The 22,730-nt window shown below is 46.7% G+C and carries 11 protein-coding genes; 10 read left to right on the top strand and 1 reads right to left on the bottom strand.

All coding sequences use genetic code 11. The features are described 5' to 3' along the window. Positions 1–243: 243 nt before the first annotated feature. From EXU57_RS14380 to EXU57_RS14335, 10 genes are all read left to right on the top strand, one after another. Positions 244–2,388, top strand: coding sequence for a glycoside hydrolase family 97 protein (locus tag EXU57_RS14380; protein WP_133268926.1), 2,145 nt, complete (start codon positions 244–246; stop codon positions 2,386–2,388). Between the two features lie 304 nt (positions 2,389–2,692). Next, on the top strand, positions 2,693–3,289 hold the full coding sequence (locus EXU57_RS14375) for a TetR/AcrR family transcriptional regulator (RefSeq protein WP_133268925.1): 597 nt from the start codon (positions 2,693–2,695) through the stop codon (positions 3,287–3,289). A 127-nt stretch (positions 3,290–3,416) separates the two neighbouring features. Then, positions 3,417–4,562 carry an efflux RND transporter periplasmic adaptor subunit gene (locus EXU57_RS14370; RefSeq protein ID WP_133268924.1) on the top strand — a complete coding sequence of 382 codons (1,146 nt, stop codon included), beginning with the start codon at positions 3,417–3,419 and terminating at the stop codon, positions 4,560–4,562. Between the two features lie 323 nt (positions 4,563–4,885). Further along, positions 4,886–8,077, top strand: a complete 3,192-nt coding sequence (locus tag EXU57_RS14365; protein ID WP_133268923.1) for an efflux RND transporter permease subunit — start codon at positions 4,886–4,888, stop codon at positions 8,075–8,077. Positions 8,078–8,223: 146 nt separating this feature from the next. Beyond that, complete coding sequence (locus tag EXU57_RS14360) at positions 8,224–9,636, top strand: efflux transporter outer membrane subunit (RefSeq protein WP_133268922.1); 1,413 nt, start codon at positions 8,224–8,226, stop codon at positions 9,634–9,636. Between the two features lie 69 nt (positions 9,637–9,705). Next, positions 9,706–9,894, top strand: coding sequence for a hypothetical protein (locus EXU57_RS14355; protein WP_133268921.1), 189 nt, complete (start codon positions 9,706–9,708; stop codon positions 9,892–9,894). 1,082 nt (positions 9,895–10,976) lie between these two features. Next, on the top strand, positions 10,977–14,018 hold the full coding sequence (locus EXU57_RS14350; protein ID WP_133268920.1) for a SusC/RagA family TonB-linked outer membrane protein: 3,042 nt from the start codon (positions 10,977–10,979) through the stop codon (positions 14,016–14,018). Positions 14,019–14,030: 12 nt separating this feature from the next. After that, the gene (locus EXU57_RS14345) at positions 14,031–15,773 is read left to right on the top strand and encodes a RagB/SusD family nutrient uptake outer membrane protein (RefSeq protein WP_133268919.1); all 1,743 of its coding nucleotides are present in this window, start codon (positions 14,031–14,033) and stop codon (positions 15,771–15,773) included. A 33-nt stretch (positions 15,774–15,806) separates the two neighbouring features. Further along, positions 15,807–18,959 carry a SusC/RagA family TonB-linked outer membrane protein gene (locus EXU57_RS14340; protein WP_133268918.1) on the top strand — a complete coding sequence of 1,051 codons (3,153 nt, stop codon included), beginning with the start codon at positions 15,807–15,809 and terminating at the stop codon, positions 18,957–18,959. Positions 18,960–19,008: 49 nt separating this feature from the next. Continuing rightward, positions 19,009–20,766, top strand: a complete 1,758-nt coding sequence (locus tag EXU57_RS14335) for a RagB/SusD family nutrient uptake outer membrane protein (RefSeq protein WP_165958146.1) — start codon at positions 19,009–19,011, stop codon at positions 20,764–20,766. A gap of 208 nt (positions 20,767–20,974) precedes the next feature. On the opposite strand, the gene EXU57_RS14330 is transcribed toward EXU57_RS14335, so the two are convergent. Next, positions 20,975–22,420 (bottom strand): succinylglutamate desuccinylase/aspartoacylase family protein, encoded by a 1,446-nt coding sequence (locus EXU57_RS14330; protein ID WP_133268916.1) that lies wholly within the window; start codon positions 22,418–22,420, stop codon positions 20,975–20,977. Positions 22,421–22,730 lie beyond the last annotated feature (310 nt).

The following is a 22,730-nucleotide window of genomic DNA, read 5'->3' as shown; positions in this document are numbered from 1 at the left end:
GTTGCAGTTGCCGCAATAAAGTTTTCTCTTGGAACCGGCATTTAGTCGTTACCGATGCATCCTTGCCACGTCCGCCCGGCCAGCCATTCGGACGGGCTCGCTTGTACGGCAAACCGCTATTCGCCGGGTTTGCTGCAAGAAATAAATGAACAACCATTCGTTACGCTTGTTGAACTATTACTACTTTACCCCCGACTATTCGCTGATCCTTGAAATCACCATTAACCGGCTAAACTATTTACCATGAAAAAGGGTCTTCAGTTGGCGTGCATTTTTGTGCTGTGTTTTGGAAACATTATGGCACAGCAACTCACATCACCAGATAAAAAGTTTGTACTGGTTTTCGCATTACAGGGCGATGGCACACCAGTTTATCAACTCGACTACAATGGTAAACAGGTCGTCAAACCAAGTAAGCTTGGCTTTGTGCTTAAAGGTGATAAGCAATCCCTATTAAATCAATTTACAGTTGTTGATCAGAAGCAGTCAACTTTCGATGAAAGCTGGAACCCTGTATGGGGAGAAGTAAAGACGATCCGCAACCACTACAACGAACTGGCGGTTACCTTGTCTCAGAAAGAAAGCAACCGGAAGATGCTTATACGATTCCGCCTCTTTAACGATGGACTCGGATTTCGTTACGAGTTTCCGCAGCAAAAAGAACTTGCCTATTTCGTTATCAAAGAAGAACGCACCCAATTTGCGATGACGGGCAATCACACCGCATACTGGATACCTGGTGACTACGATACACAGGAATATGATTTTACAACTTCGAAGTTATCAGAGATCCGGGAACTAATGAAGAAGTCGATTACAGACAATCTTGCGCAGACTTCATTTTCGCCAACGGGTGTTCAAACGTCGCTGATGATGAAATCCTCGGACGGCATTTACATCAACCTGCACGAAGCCGCCCTGATTAATTACTCGTGTATGCACCTGAATCTCGACGACAAAAACATGGTATTTGAATCGTGGTTAACACCCGATGCCAAAGGTGATAAAGGGTACATGCAGGCACCTTGTACCACCCCCTGGCGAACCGTTATTGTTAGCAGCGATGCACGCGATATTCTTGCTTCTAAAATGATTTACAACCTGAATGAGCCAAACAAGATCAAAGATCCCGGCTGGATTAAGCCGGTGAAATATGTGGGTGTTTGGTGGGAGATGATCACCGGCAAAAGTTCGTGGTCCTACACAAATGAATATCCCTCGGTTCAATTGGGAGTCACGGATTTTACAAAGGCAAAACCAAGCGGAACCCACGGTGCAACAAACGCAAATGTGAAAAAGTATATTGACTTTGCGGCAAAACACGGCTTTGATGCGGTGTTGGTTGAAGGCTGGAACATTGGCTGGGAAGACTGGTTTGGCAATTCTAAAGATTATGTATTTGACTTTGTCACCCCGTATCCCGATTTCAACGTCCAAGAGCTCAGGGATTACGCCAAAGCTAAAGGTGTGCGCATTATCATGCACCACGAAACATCAGGGTCCGTACGTAATTACGAACGCCACCTCGATACGGCGTATCGTTTCATGAAACAGAACGGTTATAATGCGGTGAAAAGCGGCTATGTTGGACCTATACTTCCACGTGGCGAAACCCATTACAGCCAGTGGATCGTAAATCACTACCAGTATGCAATTGAAAAAGCCGCTGACTACCAGATTATGGTAAACGCACATGAAGCAGTTCGTCCAACCGGCATAGCTCGAACCTATCCTAACCTGATCGGGAACGAGTCCGCAAGAGGAACAGAGTACCAGGCGTTCGGGGGATCTAAAGCGAACCATGTAACCCTGTTGCCATTTACCAGGTTGTTGGGCGGACCAATGGATTATACACCCGGCATTTTTGAAATGGACCTGTCGAAGTTGAATCCTGCAAACAAATCGCATGTAAACAGCACGCTTGCAAATCAACTTGCACTTTATGTTACCATGTATAGTCCATTACAAATGGCAGCGGACCTCCCCGAAAACTACGACAGGTTCCCGGATGCTTTTCAGTTTATTAAAGACGTGGCCATCGATTGGGACGACAGCAAATACCTGGAGGCTGAACCGGGCGAATATATTACGGTAGCACGTAAGGCAAAGGGCAAAGACGAATGGTATTTAGGAAGTGTAAATGGCTACTCCAAACGCACTTCGAAAATCAGCTTCGACTTTCTGGATAAGGGCACCACTTACATTGCAACCATTTATGCCGACGCAAAAGATGCCGACTTCAAGTCCAATCCCCAGGCTTATGTAATCAGGAAAGTACTGGTTAAGAACACCTCGAAGTTGCAGCAACTTTGTGCACCCGGGGGCGGCTATGCCATCAGCCTGATGGTGGCCGGCAAGGGAGCAACAAAAGGTTCAAAGTCGTTGTAACCATCAGGGAAGAAGTTCCTGAGAAACAGCGATCATTTAGATCTGCCATCATGAATCTATGCCGTTTACTTAAGCAAATTTTTATGGACCCGGCCACAGGAATTCTTTAGGACATCGTTGCGTCGCACTCTTGTACCATTGGAAGTGGCTGGGCAAACAAATTACATAATCGGCTTAACTAAACGACATTGCATCATGAATAATCAATAAAAAACAAAAAAATAAAAAAGATTTGTTTGGTAATCTGAAAGCAGCTTACCTTTACTTAACAGTGTTAAATGATTTAAGTGTGTAAATATCTACGATGGCAAGCAAAGAACGAATACAACGATTAAAAGACGAAACGAGGACGAGCATCCTTGAAGCCGCCTATAAAATTGTTAAAGAGGAGGGATGGCAGGCTTTAAGCATGCGTAAGATAGCTGATGAAATTGAGTATACCGCTCCCATAATCTACGAGTACTTTTCGAATAAGGAGGCGATACTCGCGGAATTGAATAAGAAAGGTTACTTATACCTGGCAAAGGAGATGGAAGATGCCCGCGACAAATACAAGCTTCCCGGTGAACAACTTGAAGCCATGTGGATGGCTTACTGGAATTTCGCTTTTAAAAAGAAAGAGTTATACCAACTGATGTTTGGGGTTTCAATGAATTGTTGCGCAGCACAAAAAACACCTGAAGCAGAGGCTCCCGCAAGGTTGGTTACCGATGTAATCAGGCAATTGTTGGGAAAAGATGCCCAATCGGAAAACGAGGTTTGCAGACGTTACTACACCTTATGGTCGGTAGTGCATGGGCTGATCTCAATTAATCTTGTCAACCAGGGCACATCTGACGAAATGAATAAACAAGTTCTGACGGATGCGATCGGTGGCATTATCAATGCTATGCAATCTTGATTTTTTTTGCCAAATTGGTTAACGCTGTTAAATGACTTATTGCTGTTCTCATAATACATCTCCATATATTTTGACTAATCCCGCATTTTTTTTGTCCCAAAATCTAACACTGTTAAACAGTTTAATCATGAAAAGTTTTCTATTCGTAGGTTTTCTCACCCTTTTGGTAGCATGTTCCCAGCCCCAAACACCTGCCCCTGCTGCAGAACCCCCGTTAACCGAAGTGATAACCGTGGGAACAGCAACAGCAACTACCGAACACAGCTATACAGCAGCTTTACAGGGTAAGGTTGATGTAGAAATCAGGCCACAGGTAAGTGGCTTCCTCGATAAAGTCTTAGTAGACGAGGGGCAGTATGTTCGTGCCGGGCAGCCGCTTTTCAGGATCAGTCCGCAGCCGTACCAGGCACAGTTAAACAGCGCAGCCGCAAGCCTGCAGGCAGCAGACGCCGCCATCACCAACGCGCAGCTTGAAATTGACAAGCTTACTCCATTGGTTCAGAACAAAGTGGTATCCGACTACCAGCTAAAGGTTGCCGTTGCAGCAAAGAAAATTGCTGTGGCGAATGCTGCCCAGGCCCGGGCAGGCGTTGAGTCTGCAAGGATCAATCTTGGTTATACCATGGTAAAAGCACCTGTTAGCGGCTTTATTGGCCGGCTCCCAAGAAAGCGCGGTAGCCTTGTTTCCCCAACTGATCCCGAAGCGCTCACCGGCCTTTCGGATGTACATGAAGTTTACGCATACTTCTCCCTTGCTGAGGCTGACTTTATCAACTTCAAAAAGCAATATGACGGTACATCCATCAACGACAAGTTGAAAAAATTGCCTGCTGTTTCTCTTGTACTGGCCGATAATACCATCTATCCTCAAAAGGGAAAGATAGATATGGTTGACGGTCGTTTCGACAAAAACACCGGCGCAATAACCCTGCGCGCTGTTTTCCCCAATGCACAACGTCTTTTACGTTCGGGAAACACCGGGAAAATTGTCTTGCCGCAACAACACACCAATGCGCTGCTGGTTCCGCAAGCGGCAACCATAGAAGTGCAGGACAAAGTGTTTGTTTACGCGGTAGGCGACAGCAATAAGGTATTCAGGAAAGCTTTAACTATCATTGGTAAAGCAGGTAATGATTACATCGTAAAAGAAGGCGTAAAACCGGGTGACCGTATTGTATTCAGCGGACTTGACCACCTGGCTGAAGGCATCGTTATCAAGCCCGAAAAGGTTAAGTCGCAACCACAGCTGACTATGGTTTCTGCAACGAAATAACTCTGTAATGATAACCGGTTTGGCAGTGGGTAGGGTGCATAGATAATAACCATCAACACCACTCATTCCAGTTTGGGGGTTCCCATTTTAATTCAGCTAAAGACTGTGCTGCTAAACTATTGCCCAAACATGCGCCATGTAACCGCCACAAATGAATAGCCGTGGATGTGCATTTTTCCTGAGCGTCTCCTAAGTGTGTTACGAGTTCACCGGCTGCCATAAAAAGATGCCGTACAAGTGAGTGACACAACCGGGGATCCACAGAAAGCAAATGCTGGTCACCAAAAAAACTACTGATTATACCAGAACTCAATTTCAACAACATGTTTAAAAGATTTATCGAAAAGCCTGTTATGGCTACCGTGGTCTCCATCTTACTGATCATCCTGGGTGTACTCGGCCTAACGGGTTTGCCCCTGCAACAATTTCCCGACATCGCCCCCCCGGCAGTACAGGTTACTGCTTTTTACCCCGGCGCGAACGCCGAAACGGTATTACGTTCCGTTGCTCCTTCACTCGAAGAAAGTATCAATGGGGTGGAGAATATGAGTTACATGAGCTCAACCGCAAGCAACGACGGATCGCTGGTGATTACCATTTATTTTAAGCTTGGTACAGATCCCGACCAGGCCGCGGTAAACGTACAGAACAGGGTTTCGCAGGCAAGCAGCCAGCTACCCCTTGAGGTTGTGCAGGCCGGTGTTACAACGGCAAAACAACAAAACAGCCTGTTGATGGTTGTGGACCTTTACGCCGAAGACACTGCAACTTATGACCAAACCTTTCTCGCCAACTATGCGCAGATAAACATAATTCCCGAGATCAAGCGTATACCGGGTGTGGGCCAGTCTATCATATTTGGTGGAAGCAAGGATTACTCCATGCGCGTCTGGCTCAACCCTGCGCAGATGGCTGCATATAACCTGACCCCAACCGAAGTAGTTGGTGCTATACAGGATAAAAACCTTGAAGCAGCTCCCGGGAAATTTGGTGAGAGTAGTACAGAGGCATTTGAATATGTGATTAAGTATAAGGGGAAATTAAATCAGCCGGCAGACTACGAAAACATTGTAATCAAGTCGAACGCCGATGGTTCTATGCTTCGTTTAAAAGACGTGGCAAGGATAGAATTTGGCGCTTATACCTATGGTAATTACACGAGGGTTAATGGTAAGCCGGGTATCAATATCGCGGCGATGCAACTCGCAGGCTCTAACTCTAACGAGATACAGATTGCCATCGCTGACCTGATGAAGAAGGCCTCCAAGAACTTTCCAAAAGGGGTCAAGCACCTGATACTATACAATACGAAAGACTCGCTTGACCAATCGATAAGCCAGGTAATACATACACTTATCGAAGCTTTTATCCTCGTGTTTATCGTAGTGTTTTTGTTCCTGCAGGATTTGCGTGCAACCCTGATCCCTGCGATCGCTGTACCTGTTGCTATTGTCGGCACCTTCTTTTTTATGCAATTGTTTGGCTTCTCAATTAACCTGCTGACCCTGTTTGCACTGGTGCTTGCGATAGGTATTGTAGTGGATGATGCAATAGTTGTGGTTGAGGCTGTTCATGCCAAAATGGAGCGCGACCACTTGCCCGCAAAAGCGGCCACCACGGCTGCCATGCACGAGATGACCGGGGCGATTATTTCCATTACGCTGGTGATGAGTGCCGTGTTTTTGCCGGTTGGATTTATGAAGGGTTCAACAGGAGTTTTCTATAGACAATTTGCGTTCACGCTGGCAATTGCAATCGTGATATCAGCGGTAAATGCTTTGACACTAAGCCCCGCACTTGCCGCCTTGTTTTTGAAACATAAACATGGCACCGCAGCTGATCCCCGGGGAATAAAAGGATTTAAAGAAAGGTTTTTTGCCGGTTTTAACAGGGGCTTTAGTTCGCTCACGGAGAAGTATGTTGGCGGGCTTCGGTACCTGGTACGCTACAAATGGATCGGTCTTGCAGGGCTCGCAGTAGTCTTACTGAGTACCGTATGGATGGTAAAGAAAACACCATCGGGTTTTATTCCTTCCGAAGACCAGGGTTTCATTGCGATTTCTATGTCTATGCCCGCAGGTGCTTCCCTGCAACGTACAACCCAGGTTGTACAGGAAACTGAAAAAGTACTGGGTACTATCGAGGCAAACAGAACAGTGATGGGGCTATCGGGTTTTAATATCCTTACACAGTCATCAAGCCCTTCATCAGCAGTTGCCTTTGTATTGTTGAAACCCGCAAAAGAACGTGGAAAGGTTAAAGACATCAATGCCATCATGTCGCAGGTGCGCGAAAAACTCGGAAGTATTAAAGCTGCTGATTTCTTCGTGTTCACCTTTCCAACAGTGCCGGGTTTTAGTAATGTAGATGGGCTAGACATGGTGTTGCAGGATAGGAGCGGGGGCAAGCTGGACAAGTTCAATACCGTCTCTACAAAGTTTATTGCTGACCTGATGAAGCGCGAAGAAATTGCCATGGCATTCACGTCCTTCAAAGCAGATTACCCGCAGCTAGAGCTTGAAGTAGATGATGTGAAAGCTGAGCAACTTGGGGTAAACGTCAAAGACATTTTGCAAACCATGCAGGGATACTTTGGTAGTGCCCAGGCATCAGATTTCAACCGTTTTGGTAAGTATTACCGTGTGCTGGTTCAGGCCGATATGGCGTCGCGGGCAGCACCGTCGGCGATAGATAATGTGTTTGTAAAAAACCGCGGTGGCGACATGGTGCCTATCAACACCCTGGTGAAATTGAACCGGGTTTATGGTCCTGAAACAGTGTCGCGATATAACCTGTTTAATTCAATTGGTATCAACGCTATGGCAAAACCGGGCTATAGTTCAGGTGATGCGATACGAGCGGTGGAAGAAGTTGCAGCAGCCAGTTTACCTGAAGGCTATACCTACGAATTTTCGGGGTTAACCAAAGAGGAAATACAGTCCGGCGGACAGTCGGTAATCATTTTCACCCTATGCCTGCTGTTTGTTTATTTTTTACTTGCAGCGCAGTACGAAAGTTACCTGGTGCCGTTATCGGTGATCTTATCCATCCCGGTGGGTGTGTTTGGTGTATTTGCAGCCATAGGCCTGACAGGGATCGAAAACAATATCTACGTGCAGGTAGCACTTGTTATGCTCATCGGGTTACTGGCAAAAAATGCCATCCTGATTGTTGAATTTGCGTTGCAACGCCGCCGCGCAGGTAAAACCCTGGTTGTTGCCGCCCTTGAAGCAGCGAGGCTCAGGCTACGTCCCATTATTATGACATCTCTTGCTTTTATTGTTGGACTCATACCAATGATGCGTGCCGATGGACCATCGGCCTTAGGTAATCATTCCATCAGCATTGGTGCAGCCGGCGGTATGGTAACCGGGGTACTGCTTGGTGTGTTTATCATTCCTGTACTATTCATCATCTTCCAGCGACTACAGGAAAAAATTACCGGCAGGCCAAAGCTTGTCATTCCTCAGCATCACGCCGAAACTCTTCATCGTCCAAAGCCTGTAATGGTATAAACCGATAATCCGAAAAGGCGGGTGCCAGATATTTTGCCCCGCCTTAAACAACGGACTATTAGAGGGAACCTTGCAGGGTTTGCGTTAAGCAATCGAAGTTAAGCGCATACCTGCAGGCACCTTCAACAAGCAGTAAAACAACAACAATGAACTTAATTAAAAATGGCTTTCTGCTACTCGTAATTGTAGCAGTGTTTAATGCCTGCAATGTTACCAAACCTGTTGCGCCGCCGGCGATTGATTTGCCGTCGAAGTTTAGAAATGACTCCAGTGAAAAGACTTCAGGCATAGCTGAGCTCGAATGGAAACGCTTTTTCAAGGATCCCATTTTACAACAGTTGATCCAGAAGGCAATCAGCAGGAATTATGATATGCAGCTCGCTTTAAAAAATATAGAATATGCAGACCTTCAGTTGAAGCAAACCAGGTGGTCGTACCTGCCGGATGCGAGACTTCAGGTAACCGCAAATACCAACCGCCCCTCCGACAATAGTTTAAATGGACTTAGTGCAAAACAGTTCCTGGGTTCCACCCATGTGGAGGACTATTCCGCAAACATCAACCTTTCGTGGGAAGCGGATATCTGGGGTAAAATAAAGAATCAAAGGGCGGCTGCATTGGCCGGGTACCTGCAAACTGAAGAGGCAAAAAAAGCAGTTCAGACCAACATCGTAGCCGCCGTGGCACAGGGATATGCAAACCTGCTGAGGTTGGATGCACAGCTCGCAATTGCACGAAAAAACATCGCCCTAAACGATAGTACCCTCAACATCATCAGGCTGCAGTTTACTGCGGGACAGGTTAATGCACTGGCGGTTCAGCAGGCCGAAGCGCAACATTTATCAGCAGCAGGGTTAGTTCCGTCACTTGAAAAAGAGATAGCTGTACAGGAAAACGCCCTGAGCATTCTTGCAGGAACTTTACCCGGAAGAATACAACGCAACAGCCTGGATAATGGGCTCAGTTGGCCTGGCGAGACGTCTGCCGGACTTCCAGCTGAAATGGTCAGCCGCAGACCAGACGTGAAGCGCTATGAGCTTGCGCTTTCCATCGCAAACGCGCAGGCAGGTATCGCAAAAGCAGCAATGTATCCCTCGCTGAGTATTACCGCTGCCGGTGGACTCAACACTTTTACTGCGAGCAACTGGTTTAACGTTCCTGCATCGCTGTTTGGGATCGTAGCAGGCAGTATTGCACAGCCATTGCTGCAGAAAAAGCAACTCACTACCGCGTACAACCTTGCATTGGTCAACCGGGAGAAAAGCGTGATACAGTTCAGGCAGGCGGTATTAACGGCTGTAGGGGAAGTGTCGGATGCGTTGGTTAAAGTAGAAAAACTTCAATTCGAAAGACAGCTTGCGATCACCCGGGTGAATACGCTGCAGCAGGCTATCGTTAACGCAAACATGTTGTTCAAGACAGGAATGGCCAATTATCTTGAGGTGATTACTGCACAGGAAAAAGTACTTGAAAGCGAACTGCAACTTGCAGCAATAACATTCGAACAAACTAATGCGAAAACGGAGTTGTACCGTGCTTTAGGTGGGGGATGGAGATAGCGCATTGCTGCGGCTTGCACAAGCCCTTTCAGCATTATCAACAAAAATGATCCTAAACAAATTCATATTATGAAACAATTATTCCAGTTTTTCACGATATACCTTATTGGTGTTACCGGTGTGCAAATTGCGCTTGCGCTTGCAGCTGTATTTTGCGTATTAAAGGCTTTGGGTGGCAAGGTTGTTACCAGCCGGATTGAATACAAAAGCAGGAAAAGGATAAAGGCGTTTGAAGCCGATATGTGGGCGATTGACTAGCCTTAGCCTGCTGATAAATCAAGGCTTCTAAACCGATCGCCAGAAACATGCGAATGTTAAGCACTTCTCATGCTGTCTAGTTTCCATCAGGTTTAGCAAAGATTTTTTATGTTAAACTGATTATAACATAGCGAAGCACATTGTTGTCCGGTTAAGCGAACTCGGGTTACCGTTTTAATGGGAACCTGCAACAGTACAGAAGTTTTTCTGAAGTGCACGAACGTTGTTTACGGTATGATACACGGATGGAAAATGATCTTAATCGGATTTTGGCGAAAATTCATCTTCTAAAACAATCCTTTTTGCTACGGCTTTGAACAAAATGGATAGATTTTCTGCTTCGCAGAAAGATAAAGCATACCTATCCATTTTATCCCTCTTATCCGTGTTCCATTTTTAAGCCGCTTAAAAGAGGTGTCCACACGGTAGGTACAAGGGAATGACACACCCGCCCGACTAGCGTAGCCGGGCGGGCAACTGGAGCCGAATATGGCTTCGGCCGATCGCTCCAATCTTTTCATATAACGACTTCAAGTGGTCGATCGTGGTTCCCGACTGTTGGTGCACAATCAGTATCTACCGCTGCATTGACCCGTTTTGTGTTCCAAATTGCAAGCAGTTTGCATCAGTTAGGGTGAATCAAATTGATATGACTCATTAGTTCGAACCGGCAGGGTAAACCTTGCCGGTTTTTTTGGGTTCACTACAAACTGTTTGGGGCCAATGGCGGCGCGTTGATATTAGCAAGGACAAGCAAGCCGAAAAACAGGCAACGCCCCGACGGGTTGGTTGCTAGGATTACTCCTACCTAAAGCATGTAGTTATAGCATTGAATCAGCGGCCAACAACATTTAGTAGGACCGACATTTAGAGCAGCTTACTGCGGCTGGTGGCAAAGTGCGTCTTAAATACACGTTGAATATAGCTGACACTAAGCTGAATTATAGATATGCATTCGTGTTGAAAACAGGTGAATTAAATTGACTAATCCGGTCCTTTGTTTTTGTTTGTTGTCGTTAAGAATTGGTTAATATTGCGCACTTTAGCCAAATCGCCACCTTAGTTATAGAATAAATTAAACTATGAAATTAAAAAGTGCTTTTGCCTTTGTCTTTCTATCTCTCGCATGTATTTCCGGAACCAATGCAAATCCGTTTAAAAGGCTTCCCGGAAAAGAAAAAATTGAAGCCTCACCAAAATATTTTGCAACCTACCAGGGCCTTGTTGTAAACCAATCACGAAAACCAATACCGGGTGTTCAGTTATTTGTTTCCGGCACCGGAGCAACAGCAACAACGGTGGCTAATGGTACCTTTTCGATAACTGCCCAACCGGGTGATACGCTGCTTGTGGATCATCCAGGTTTTAGATCCCTCAGGTACGTTTTATCTGAAGCAACAACGATTGAGCTACTTCTTGAACGAGACAACGGGATTGTTGCCAGGGATGTAAATCCTGTTCAACTGATTTATCATAGTGTTCCGGCAAATCTATCTGTCGCATCAACTGATGTTATTTACTCACCTGAGATACTCAAGTCACCAACTTCCAACTTCAGAAACACGTTGACGGGTCGCCTGGCTGGCTTGTACACGCTACAGTCTTCCGGTCTTCCGGGAAGTGACGGTGCTTCTTTCAGTTTGCGTGGGCAAACCCCTGTTGTGGTGATTGATGGCGTGATCGCCAACCTGACCCAGTTCGACCTTGAGGAAATTGAATCTATAACGGTGGTGAAAGATGCTCTTGGTGCCGCCATGTTAGGGGTGAGGGGCTCAGGTGGAGCAGTTGTGGTTAGCACGAAAAAAGGAAGACCCGAACGGCAGCAGATTTCTTTTACCGCGCAAACCGCGGTTCAGGAATCTTTGGGATTTCCAAAGGCGCTCAATGCATTTGACTATGCAACCCTGTACAACGAAGCGCGGGTGAATGATGGATCAACCCCGCTTTATCCTGATTCGGTTTTGCAGGCTTATAAAAACCAGTCGAACTCGCTGGCTTACCCTGATGTAAACTGGAGAGATGAAATTACAAACAGAACCTCCACCTTCAATCGCTATACCTTAAGTGCAACGGGCGGCAACCGTTATGCACGCTATTATGTATCTCTTGAACACCTAAACCAATCGGGTTTCTTTAAAACAGTTGATAGCAACGCATATAACACGAATAATAGTTTTAAAAGTTATGTCATTCGTTCTAATGTAGACGTTAGCATTACCAGCAAGTTGACCGGCGGCATCTACCTGTTGGGACGTATTCTTAATGCAAATGAACCTGGTGCGGGAACCCCGAGTATTCTCGTTAACCTGCTGAACACACCAGCCAATGCTTACCCTTTACTTAATGCAAACGGAAGCTTTGCAGGCACATCACAGTTCCAGAACAACCTGCTTGCGCAAACAATTGGTTCGGGATACCGCCAGAACTATAAGCGTGACATGTTGGTAAATGTATACCTGAAAAGAACACTGGATGAAATTACCCCCGGGCTCTGGATGCAGGCCAAAGTTGCTTATTACAATACCCTTTCCGAAGATCAGAACCGCAGTAAAACCTTTGCAGTTTACCAACGCGCAGGTACCGGTTATACCACCTTTGGCGCAAATGGAACACAGGCAAACGCACAAAGCATAGCCTACCAGGGACGTACCGACTACGAAGAATTCAGCATCGGTTATGACCGAACCTTTAATAATGCACATGGCCTTAGTGCTATCGTACTTGCTAACCGGGATAATTCAACTGATGGTTTTATCAACGTACCCTATACCATCATCGGCACATCCGGCCGTGTAGCCTATAACTACAAAGGCAAATACATTCTTGAAGGTGCTTACGGATTAAATGGCTCCAATCGTTACCCCGACAATGGTGCAACAAAGGTGGGCTTCTTTCCATCTGTTGGCTTTGGCTGGAACATCAACCAGGAAGATTTTTTAAAAAATACCCGTTGGATCAGCCGGCTTAAGCTATTTGGATCTTATGGTAAAACGGGCAACGACAACCCCGGTAACTTTACTTATATACAACGCTACTTCGACGGCCCCAGTGTTATTTTTGGTACAGCCGCAAGCGGAAATACCGCCATTACCGAACAAACACTTGCCAACCGCAACATCACATTTGAAAAAGCAAGCAAATTAAACCTGGGTTTGAATGCGGCTTTCTTTAACGACCAACTTGCCGTGGGCGTAGAATACTTTAGTAACCGTTACTACGACCTGCTAATGCAGCGTGGCAGAAACACCAGCCTCATCGGCAACAACTATCCAAACGAGAATATCGGTATCAATCGTTACAAGGGCTGGGAGGCAAAACTCAGTTGGCAAAAGGCTGTGAAAGACTTCGAGTTTTTTGCAAGTGCTAACGCCACCCTCGTTCGTTCTGAAGTACTCTATTCTGACGAGGTGTTCCAACGCTACGACTGGATGAAGCGTACCGGTCAACCCGTGGGTCAGCGTTTTGGCTATATCGCAGAGAGTTTATTCAGCACCAATGCCGAGATTACTTCCAGCGCAAAAATCGAAGGTTATAGTCCTCGGCCCGGGGATATCAAATACAAGGACCTTAACAGCGACGGGATCATCAACCAGTTTGATATAACCGCGATTGGCAGAACGAAACCACTGGTGTATTATGGGCTCTCCCTTGGTGCCTCATGGAAGGGTTTCGATATTAGTGCGTTAATTCAGGGTGTTCAGAACCGCAACATCTACATGGGCGGCATCAATCCAAATTCTCTGAGCAGTAGCTATTGGGCTTTCCAAAATAATGGACTTGGACAGGCTTTTGAGCACCACCTGGATCGGTGGACCCCGCAAACCGCAGCGACCGCTACTTACCCGCGTTTGAACATCGGCGTGAATGATAACAACCAGGCGAACTCATCCTATTGGGTACGTTCAGGGGACTACCTGAGGTTAAAGAACGCAGAGATCGGCTACGCTTTACCGGCATCATTGACCGGAAAATTCAAACTGAAAACCGTGCGCGTATTTGCCAATGGCTTCAACCTGCTTACGGCATCCTCTTCAGAAATCATGGGCAGGGATCCTGAAACTTTTGATGGTGAAACATATCCATTACAAAGGGTGTTCAACTTTGGTATTAACATTAAATTTTAAGCTTGTAAGAATATGAAAAGAACTGAATATTATTTGAGTGCCGCTGCAGTTTGTCTTGTTCTCACGCTTACGCTGGTTGTTTCATCATGCCGTAAGGTTGAGCGGGAGCCGAAAGACTGGTTTGGTAGCGAACTTGTTTTTGATACGATGGATCAAAATGGGGTAGTAGCCGGTTTCAACCTGAACGACCTTTACAATTATATGCCTACCGGCTTCAACCGGATTAGCAGCGACTTTCTGGATGCGGGTACGGATGATGCCATTCCCTCCCGCCTGAACACCCCTGTACAACGGTTTACAGACGGACGGATCAATGCACTCAACAATCCCGACCCATATTGGTCGAACAGCTATTTTGGTATCAGGAGAGCAACGATATTTATCAAGAACATCGATAAAGTACCATTGGAAAAGCTCTCTGCCGCGAATGCGTTAACCAAGCGTTACTATCGTGCAGAAGCAAGGTTTATTCGTGCCTTGTTATACTTCGAACTGGTAAAACGCTATGGGGGTGTTCCGCTGCTTGGCGATACCACCTTTACACTTGAGGACAACCTCGACATACCCCGGAATAATTTTGACACCTGCATCAACTATATCGTTAGTGAATGTAGTGCTGTTAAGGATAGCCTGATCCTTGAAACAGCCATGACGGATGGCTACTGGGGTCATGTTCCGCGCGGAGCTGCGGTTGCCCTTAAGACCCGTGCATTGCTGTATGCTGCCAGCCCGCTTTATAATGGTGGCGGCATAGAGACAGATCCCGTAAAGAAAGCCCTGACCGGTTACCTGACTTACGATCCTGCGAGGTGGCAGCGAGTCCTTGCCGCAGCGGAGGAGTTTATGGGACTGGGTTATTATTCACTGATCTCTTCGGCTACACCTGCAACGGCCTTTTCTTCGGTATTTACCGTTAAGCGTAACCTGGAGATTATTCTTGCAAGGCAAAGCGGCAACAGCTCAAACCTGGAAGTTTCCCAGTCGCCGATTGGTTTTGTGAGCAATGGAACGATCAGCCAGGGTCTAACCAGTCCAACTCAAAATTTTGTTGACGCTTTCCCCATGCGGAATGGATTGGCGATAACCGATCCGGCATCGGGATACAGCGCGGCCAACCCTTATACCAACCGGGATGCCCGACTTGATGCCACGGTATTTTACAACGGGCTCAGGTGGTTGGGTGGACGTGCTGTGCAAACCCATGAAGGTGGTTTGGACAGGCCCAATACCACAACGGTTCAAACACGAACCGGCTATTATTTGCGGAAGTTTCTTGCTGACTTTAGCACAGGTACCGCTTATTCTAACCAGAGCCACAACTTCCCGATATTCAGGTACGCCGAGATGATACTAAACTTAGCGGAGGCGTTAAACGAAGTTGGCAGGATGGAGGATGCAGTAACCCAGCTCATCAGGATACGGGCAAGGGCCGGCATAACCGCAGGAACCAACAACCGGTATGGTATAAAGGCAGGTATTACGCAAGCCGAATTACGCGCCGCCATCCAAAATGAACGCCGGATAGAACTTGCCTTTGAGGAACACCGGTTTTGGGATGTACGTCGCTGGAAGATTGCTGAACAAGTGCTCAATACCACCCTGAATGGCATGCGGATTACGGGTACAGGAACAACTGCAACATACCAGGTTGTACCAGTAGGCACCGCTGTTTTTCAACCAAAGCTTTACCACATGCCGCTGCCTTATGATGAAACCACGAAAAATACGGCACTTATCCAAAATGAAGGCTGGTAAAGCAATCCTTATCAACGATTAAAGTAATCATACATGAAAAAATTATATTTCTATTTGCTCATCATACAGGCGCTTGTTTTTTCAGCCGCAAATGCACAAACCCGGGTTACGGGTTCGGTTGCGGACAGCACCGGCGAGGTGATTGTAGGTGCAACCATTGTTGAAAAGGGAACCTCTGCAAACGGCACAAGTACAAATGCTTCAGGCACTTTTGCAATTACGCTAAGGGGCACATCTGGTATCCTGGTGATCAGTAACGTTGGCTATCAGACACAGGAGGTGCGTGTAGGAAACAGGACTGCACTTACCATCACACTAAAAGGAACCTCGGGCGCCAATATGGAAGAAGTAGTGGTGGTTGGTTATGGACGGCAGAAGCGGATTACGACCACGGGTGCGATCAGTACAATCTCGGGTAAAGAGATCAGGGATAATCCTGCTGCCAGTTTGCAAAATACACTTGCCGGTCGTTTGCCGGGATTCTTTTCGCAGCAAACATCAGGCAGACCCGGGGCTGACGGAGCAAACTTTTACATCCGTGGGATCAGTTCGTATAATGGAAATAATCAACCGCTGATCATTGTAGATGATATTGAATTTACCTACGACCAGTTTGCGAGAATCGACCCGAATGAGGTAGAGAGCCTGAGTATTCTTAAAGATGCCTCAACAACGGCTATATATGGGGTAAGGGGTGCAAACGGAGTTATGGTAGTAACAACAAGGCGCGGTAAGCTGGGACCGCCCCAGATTTCTTTTAGAACAGAAACGAGTATTTCGCAGCCAACCAAGATTCCAGACTTCCTGAATGCGTACGAAACAGCCAGTTTGTATAATAAGGCTCAGATCAACGACAACGCCTCAAGTCCGAACCCGACACCAAACTTTCAACCCTTCTTTTCTGATGCCGACCTCGCGGCTTACCGCGATGGTACCGATCCTTACGGGCATCCTGATGTTGATTGGAAAAACGAGTTGTTCCGGAAATTCAGCCGGCAATCAAGGGCTAACCTCGATATCGCCGGTGGTACCGAAAAAGTAAAATACTTTATCTCGGCCGGCTACCTTGACCAGGGCGGTATATTAAAAAACTTCAGCAAGGGCACCGACCTGAACAGCAACTTTTATAATAAACGGTATAACTACCGGTCTAACCTGGATATAAAGGTGACCAACACTACTGACTTGCGTATTGACCTGTACGGCAACATCGCTGAAATTAATGTACCCAATGTGGGTAGTGCATTTGGTTATAATGATGTGTTTTATGAGTACAGCAGTTTCCTTTCCCTCGCACCTTTTGCTTACCCCATCTATAACCCCGATGGCTCCTATGGCTACAGCAACTGGCAACGTACCAATCCGATTGGTGCAGGTAGCTACAATACAAACAACATCGTGGGCAGGCTTACCCTATATGGTTATACAAGTCGTACGTTCGAAAGCAATATGAACGTTATCACCAACCTGAATCAAAAGCTTGACTTCATAACAAAAGGACTTGCCATTAAAGGAACCGTTGCCTATACGAGCAATTACGCATACGCCAGGAGTATGACGCGTAACGAATTTCCGTCGTTCATTTACAACCCGGTAAATCAAACATATGAACCACGAAGCGCAAGCATCTTCAGGGTTAGGCGTCTTTTTGTAAATGATAACGGAACGGGAGGGGCCCCAAATGCAGGAGCCACCATCCGAAAAATTACGGCCCAGGCATTTATCACTTATGACCGTACGTTCAACAATCGTCACCACGTTTATGGTCTTGTGATGTATTCGCAAAATTCCAATACCCAGTTCAGCAGCAATACGGCTTATAATTTTGTTCCCAACAATTTTCTTGGGCTAACGGGACGTGTAGGATACGATTATCGTCAGAAATACCTGATTGAATTTAATGGTGCCCGCAACGGGTCGGACAGGTTCTCAAAGGATAAGCGGTATGGCTTTTTCCCCGCCGGTTCAATAGGGTGGAACGTATCGCAGGAAGACTTTTTCAAAAACAACATCAAGGTTGTAGACCGCTTGAAGTTAAGGGGCTCTTATGGCCTGGTTGGTAACGACCAGCTGGGAAGCGGATTTAGTTATTTCTACCAGCAAACGTACAACGGGAGTGGGGCTACTTATTTTGGTCAAACATCCAATACCATTAACGGTATCGCAGAAGGTACACTCGGAAACCCGAATGTTACCTGGGAAAAGGAAAAGAAACTTGATCTAGGAATTGAGATGGGTATGTTTAAAAACAAACTCGGGATCAACCTGGACTATTTCAATAACAACAGGTTTGATATCCTCACCACGAGGGGTACGGTTTCTAACATCTTCGGGCAGTCTTTGCCACCGGTTAATCTTGGCAGGGTAAACAACCGTGGTTATGAAATCGAAATTACCTATGGCAACTCGGTTAATAAAGACCTTAGCTACAATCTTAAAGGTTCCTACTCATACGCCAAAAACAAAATCCTTTTCCAGGATGAGGCCATTCCCTTATTCCCCTACCAGGCATACACCGGTAACAGTATCGGTATGCAGCGGGTATACACATGGATCGGCTTTTACAAAGACAGTGCTGATATTGCAAAGAGCCCAAGTACCCCACAGGCCGTAAGACCCGGTGACCTCAAGTATGCTGATATCAACGGAGACGGTACCATTAACGGTTTCGACAGCAAAGTACAGGGCTTTCCTAATGTGCCGAATACTACTGCCGGTATACAACTTGCTGTGCGGTATAAAGGCTTCAACATTGGCTTATTCTTCCAGGGATCAAAGAACTTTAACGTGAGGGGAGTAGCAGAAGCCATTCGTGCATTTAGCGCAAACCTTACAGAGGTGCACACCAAAGCATGGACACCTGAACTGGGCGACAATGCTAAGTTTCCCCGGCTGACCTTTACCCCAGGTATCAGCGACCCGTCTTCCATGCCTTCAACATTCTGGTTTATCAGGGGTGATTACATTCGTTTGAAAACTGCTGAAATCGGTTACTCACTGCCAAAGCGTTGGATTGAATCGTTGAAGATGAAAGACATCAGGGTATATAGCAACGGCTACAACATTTTTACCTGGACCAAGCTGAGTAAACTTTATGAATTTGATCCTGAAATTGAAACAAATCGCGACAGGGTGAACTATCCACCACAACGGACGTTCAACTTTGGTGTGAGCGCAACCTTCTAAAATCATCTCAATTCATTTATCACTTCCAATGGCATTTTTAATTCCAAATATGAAGAAGTTTTTAATCATTATAGGCTTGTCCGCGGGGCTGATCTCGTGTTCAAAATCCGGCTTCCTGGATAATAAATCAACGGCACTCGACGAAGCACAGGTGTTTTCTGATAGCAGCCGTACGATCCAGTTCCTGAGCAGAATTTATAGCGACATTGGTTTCAGTTTCAATAAAGGTCGCTGGAGCTCGCACGGAAATACCGAACTGGCCACTGACGATGCTGAGTACAGTTTATCCGGACCTACCCAGGCTGCGGTAGCATTGTATAATGGAACCATCTCCCCAACCAACCTGCCCAGCGGACTTGGTGATTTCTGGAGCACTCCGTATGCCAATATCCGCCGCTGTAACCTGCTGTTGTCGAAGTTGTCCACTACCCCGCTGTCGGCCGGTATGCAAGCCAGGATGAGAGGAGAGAGCCGGTTTCTAAGGGCCTGGTATTATAGCCAGCTTATGATTGCCTATGGTGGTGTACCTAATGTAGAAGACAAGGTTTTCGGGATCGAAGATGTGGTAAGCATTCCGCGCGCAAACTTTGCAGACCTCGTCAGCTACCTGGCTAAAGAACTGGATGAAGCAGGCGAGTCACTTCCAGCTACCAACTATGATTTCGCCGACACCCGGGATTTTGGTAGAGCAACAAAAGGCGCCTGTATGGCACTTAAAGCAAGAATTTTATTGTATGCAGCAAGCCCACTGTTTAATGGTGGTTCCATTGCTACCAACCCCGAGTTGGCAAAGCTGGTCAGCTATCCTGTTGCAAGCGTAAGTCATTGGCAGGCTGCTGCAGATGCTGCGTTGGCGGTAATTAATTCGGGATACTATGCATTGTGGAACCCAACCAGCACGATCGCCGGATATGGTTTCTACCAAACCTTTTTGAATGGGCGTCCTGCAGGAACGGGCACTATGAACAGGGAACTGATCTTTGGGGTGATGCGTCCTTCAGGTAAGGATTTTGAGAATTACTATAATCCCGGCGGTGGTAGTTTTGGGGGCACACACTATTCTGTTCCAACGCAGAACCTGGTTGATGCTTTCCCGATGATGAATGGAAAGGCGATCACAGATCCAGCATCAGGTTACCAGCCAAACAATCCTTACGAGGGAAGGGATCCCCGTTTTCGTTTTTCCATCATTTACCACCAATCCCGGTATGCCCAAAACACTGCCCTCACCGTAATCAATGCATCCGTCGGCAGCCAGCAGGGTTTTTCAGCCGGAACAGTTACCGGTTACTTTAGCCGTAAAATGCTGGACAGCACTTTTTCAAGCAGCTCCTCTACAAATATCGATCGGCCATGGCCACTGATCAGGTATGCTGAAATGCTGCTGAATTATGCCGAAGCAATTAATGAAGCCGGCCAAACTGCAATGGCATATCCCAGGTTGATTGAACTGCGCAGCAGGGCAGGCATTCTTCCTGGCGCAGATGGGTTGTTTGGTTTGAAAGCAAATATGAGCCAGGCTGAGATGCGAGCACTCATCCAAAATGAGCGAAGGATAGAGCTTGCATTTGAGGACCATCGTTTTAACGACATCCGCAGGTGGAAGATTGCAATGGCGGTAAACAACGGTTACAACAGGGTGGTAAAGATTACAGGCACCGCACCAAACTGGGTATATACTTATTCTACAACACAGGAAGTTCAGGCATCACGCCTGCACGTATTTCGTCCGGAGATGCACCTGTTACCAATACCTGATGATGAGATCAGGAAAAATCCTGCGGTTGTGCAAAACCCGGGTTGGTAGTATTTTCAAACCCGTGAGCTATACGAACGCCGGCATCGAAAGTGCCGGTGTTCGCTTTTAATGCCATGGGTTATGCTACACACCTTTTGAAAAAACATAGGCTCGAGATACTCCCTTCCGAACATACCAGCAGCGGCTGTGCGCGGTTAGGTCATCGACCCCCCGCCTTAGATCACGAGCGAGATCTTACAAGAACCGCAGAATAGCCTTACTCGTTTAGTGCTACAATTGATTGATCCGGAACTGTACTTTTCAAAAAGACCTTTGCAATTGCAGCCGCATATATGTCAACCTGTTCCTGATAAAATTCCCGTTGCTTTTTTGAAGCATAATCGATTGGCCTTTTAGACCCGGGAAACTCTACTGTTATCAGGCTAATCGCATCTCGTGTATAACCCCCGTATGCTGAGTCCTGCACAGCAGTGGTGGCCCAGGTACCCATAGATACCCCACGCCCGCGATTATTTGGCAATGCTGAACCGCTTCGGTTGCGGGGCTGGTAGGCGCCCTTAGCAGCTGGTGCAGGATCGTTGCGGTATAGGGCTGTAGCCTTGCCGTTAAGGTTGTTGCCGGGCGCATAGCCGTCGTGTGCGTGAACCCATTTGGCCATGTCGATGGCAAGCATACTGTCTGGTCCGAAACCCAATGCAACGCCGGAAGCATCGGTGCGTGGATCGGCAAAGAATCCGGCATGAGCAACATCGCGTATGGCATGTAGATTCACCATGCGCTCAGGTTTAAATTCGTTGATCAGGGAAAGCAGTAACCGGTTTTCATTTTCAATGCGGCGGTTAAGATGATCAACGGGTTCGTCGGGTGAAAAAATCTTTCCTGGTGATGGCATTTGCCTGTTCGGATCCACCGCATGCGGGTGTGTGTATCGTCCGTGGTTGTCTGTTGACCCAATCAAGCCCGGTTTGCTGCGCGCCGCCGCTGCATTATCGGGAAAAAGGCAGGGGATTACGATCACACTATAGTAAGGCTTTGCACCATTTTTAAGATCTTTAACCAACTGTTTGGCAACTTCAATTGCGGACAGCTCAGAGCCGTGAACACCGCCAACAACCAATGCGCGCTTTGTACTGGTGCCCGGAAAATACCAGGCTTCAATGCTGCGTCCCTGCACGGAGGAGCCAAGTAAAATGGTTCGTTGTACGTTGCCCGAGAATGGCGCATCAACAGGGGTGCCATCTGCATCATCCAGATAGTTGGTCCGGAAGATGGCTGATGCTGTGCCGGTGTTAATGGTATCAAATGCGTGTAGGAAAGTGGGGGTTGGCCTGCCGGATGGTGGCATGGCATTTACAATTTTCACACCTATGCTCAGCGATAAACAACAAATGATGTTCGTAAATAAAGTATTCAGTTTCATAACCTGTTCTAAGGATAGTTTTGGTATATAAATGTTTGTCACCCTGAACATTACGTTGCCGGTAACAGGGGTGAAACTATCCAGGGAAGCAAGCGCATAAAATGTGGTTTTGCCTGAGTTGATCAGATGCGCGTTTGAATTGCGGAATGTGGTTGGTGAAGTAAGTGGGAACAGGTAAGCAGGCCGAGCCCGGTAAGCCGGTAGCAGCACGCACGGAACTAACTGGTAAGCAGGTAATATGGTAGGTTTAAAGATAATCAGGACCTGGCTGCTGTAGTTCAACAGCTATTCGTGGCACACCGCCCGAATAGGCTATCGCCACGGCGCTTCTCTCCCAATGCATCATTGGGTATATTAATCGAACAAGGGACGCAACTAAACGGCATTAAAGATTAAGACACAATAACGAACCATTGACCCAGGTGGAGTATTCTTTTTTAGGTTGCCGGCAGCGGAATATCTATGAAACTCCGGTTGTGTCCTTTAGATTTGTATTGATATGTCGTCAGACATATTAATACTATTATTACTATTTTCTTTTTTGCTACTTTTTTCTTTTAACAATCCACAATTTTGTGTGGATAACCAACCA

This window comes from Segetibacter sp. 3557_3 (assembly GCF_004354985.1).
GTDB lineage: Bacteria > Bacteroidota > Bacteroidia > Chitinophagales > Chitinophagaceae > Segetibacter.
This window is presented reverse-complemented; position numbering and strand designations above follow the sequence as displayed.

What these genes read in the sequence shown, in the direction of transcription:
- EXU57_RS14380 (WP_133268926.1), top strand. Translation starts at nt 244, where the DNA reads ATGAAAAAGGGTCTTCAGTTGGCGTGCATTTTTGTGCTGTGTTTTGGA.
- EXU57_RS14375 (WP_133268925.1), top strand. Translation starts at nt 2,693, where the DNA reads ATGGCAAGCAAAGAACGAATACAACGATTAAAAGACGAAACGAGGACG.
- EXU57_RS14370 (WP_133268924.1), top strand. Translation starts at nt 3,417, where the DNA reads ATGAAAAGTTTTCTATTCGTAGGTTTTCTCACCCTTTTGGTAGCATGT.
- EXU57_RS14365 (WP_133268923.1), top strand. Translation starts at nt 4,886, where the DNA reads ATGTTTAAAAGATTTATCGAAAAGCCTGTTATGGCTACCGTGGTCTCC.
- EXU57_RS14360 (WP_133268922.1), top strand. Translation starts at nt 8,224, where the DNA reads ATGAACTTAATTAAAAATGGCTTTCTGCTACTCGTAATTGTAGCAGTG.
- EXU57_RS14355 (WP_133268921.1), top strand. Translation starts at nt 9,706, where the DNA reads ATGAAACAATTATTCCAGTTTTTCACGATATACCTTATTGGTGTTACC.
- EXU57_RS14350 (WP_133268920.1), top strand. Translation starts at nt 10,977, where the DNA reads ATGAAATTAAAAAGTGCTTTTGCCTTTGTCTTTCTATCTCTCGCATGT.
- EXU57_RS14345 (WP_133268919.1), top strand. Translation starts at nt 14,031, where the DNA reads ATGAAAAGAACTGAATATTATTTGAGTGCCGCTGCAGTTTGTCTTGTT.
- EXU57_RS14340 (WP_133268918.1), top strand. Translation starts at nt 15,807, where the DNA reads ATGAAAAAATTATATTTCTATTTGCTCATCATACAGGCGCTTGTTTTT.
- EXU57_RS14335 (WP_165958146.1), top strand. Translation starts at nt 19,009, where the DNA reads ATGAAGAAGTTTTTAATCATTATAGGCTTGTCCGCGGGGCTGATCTCG.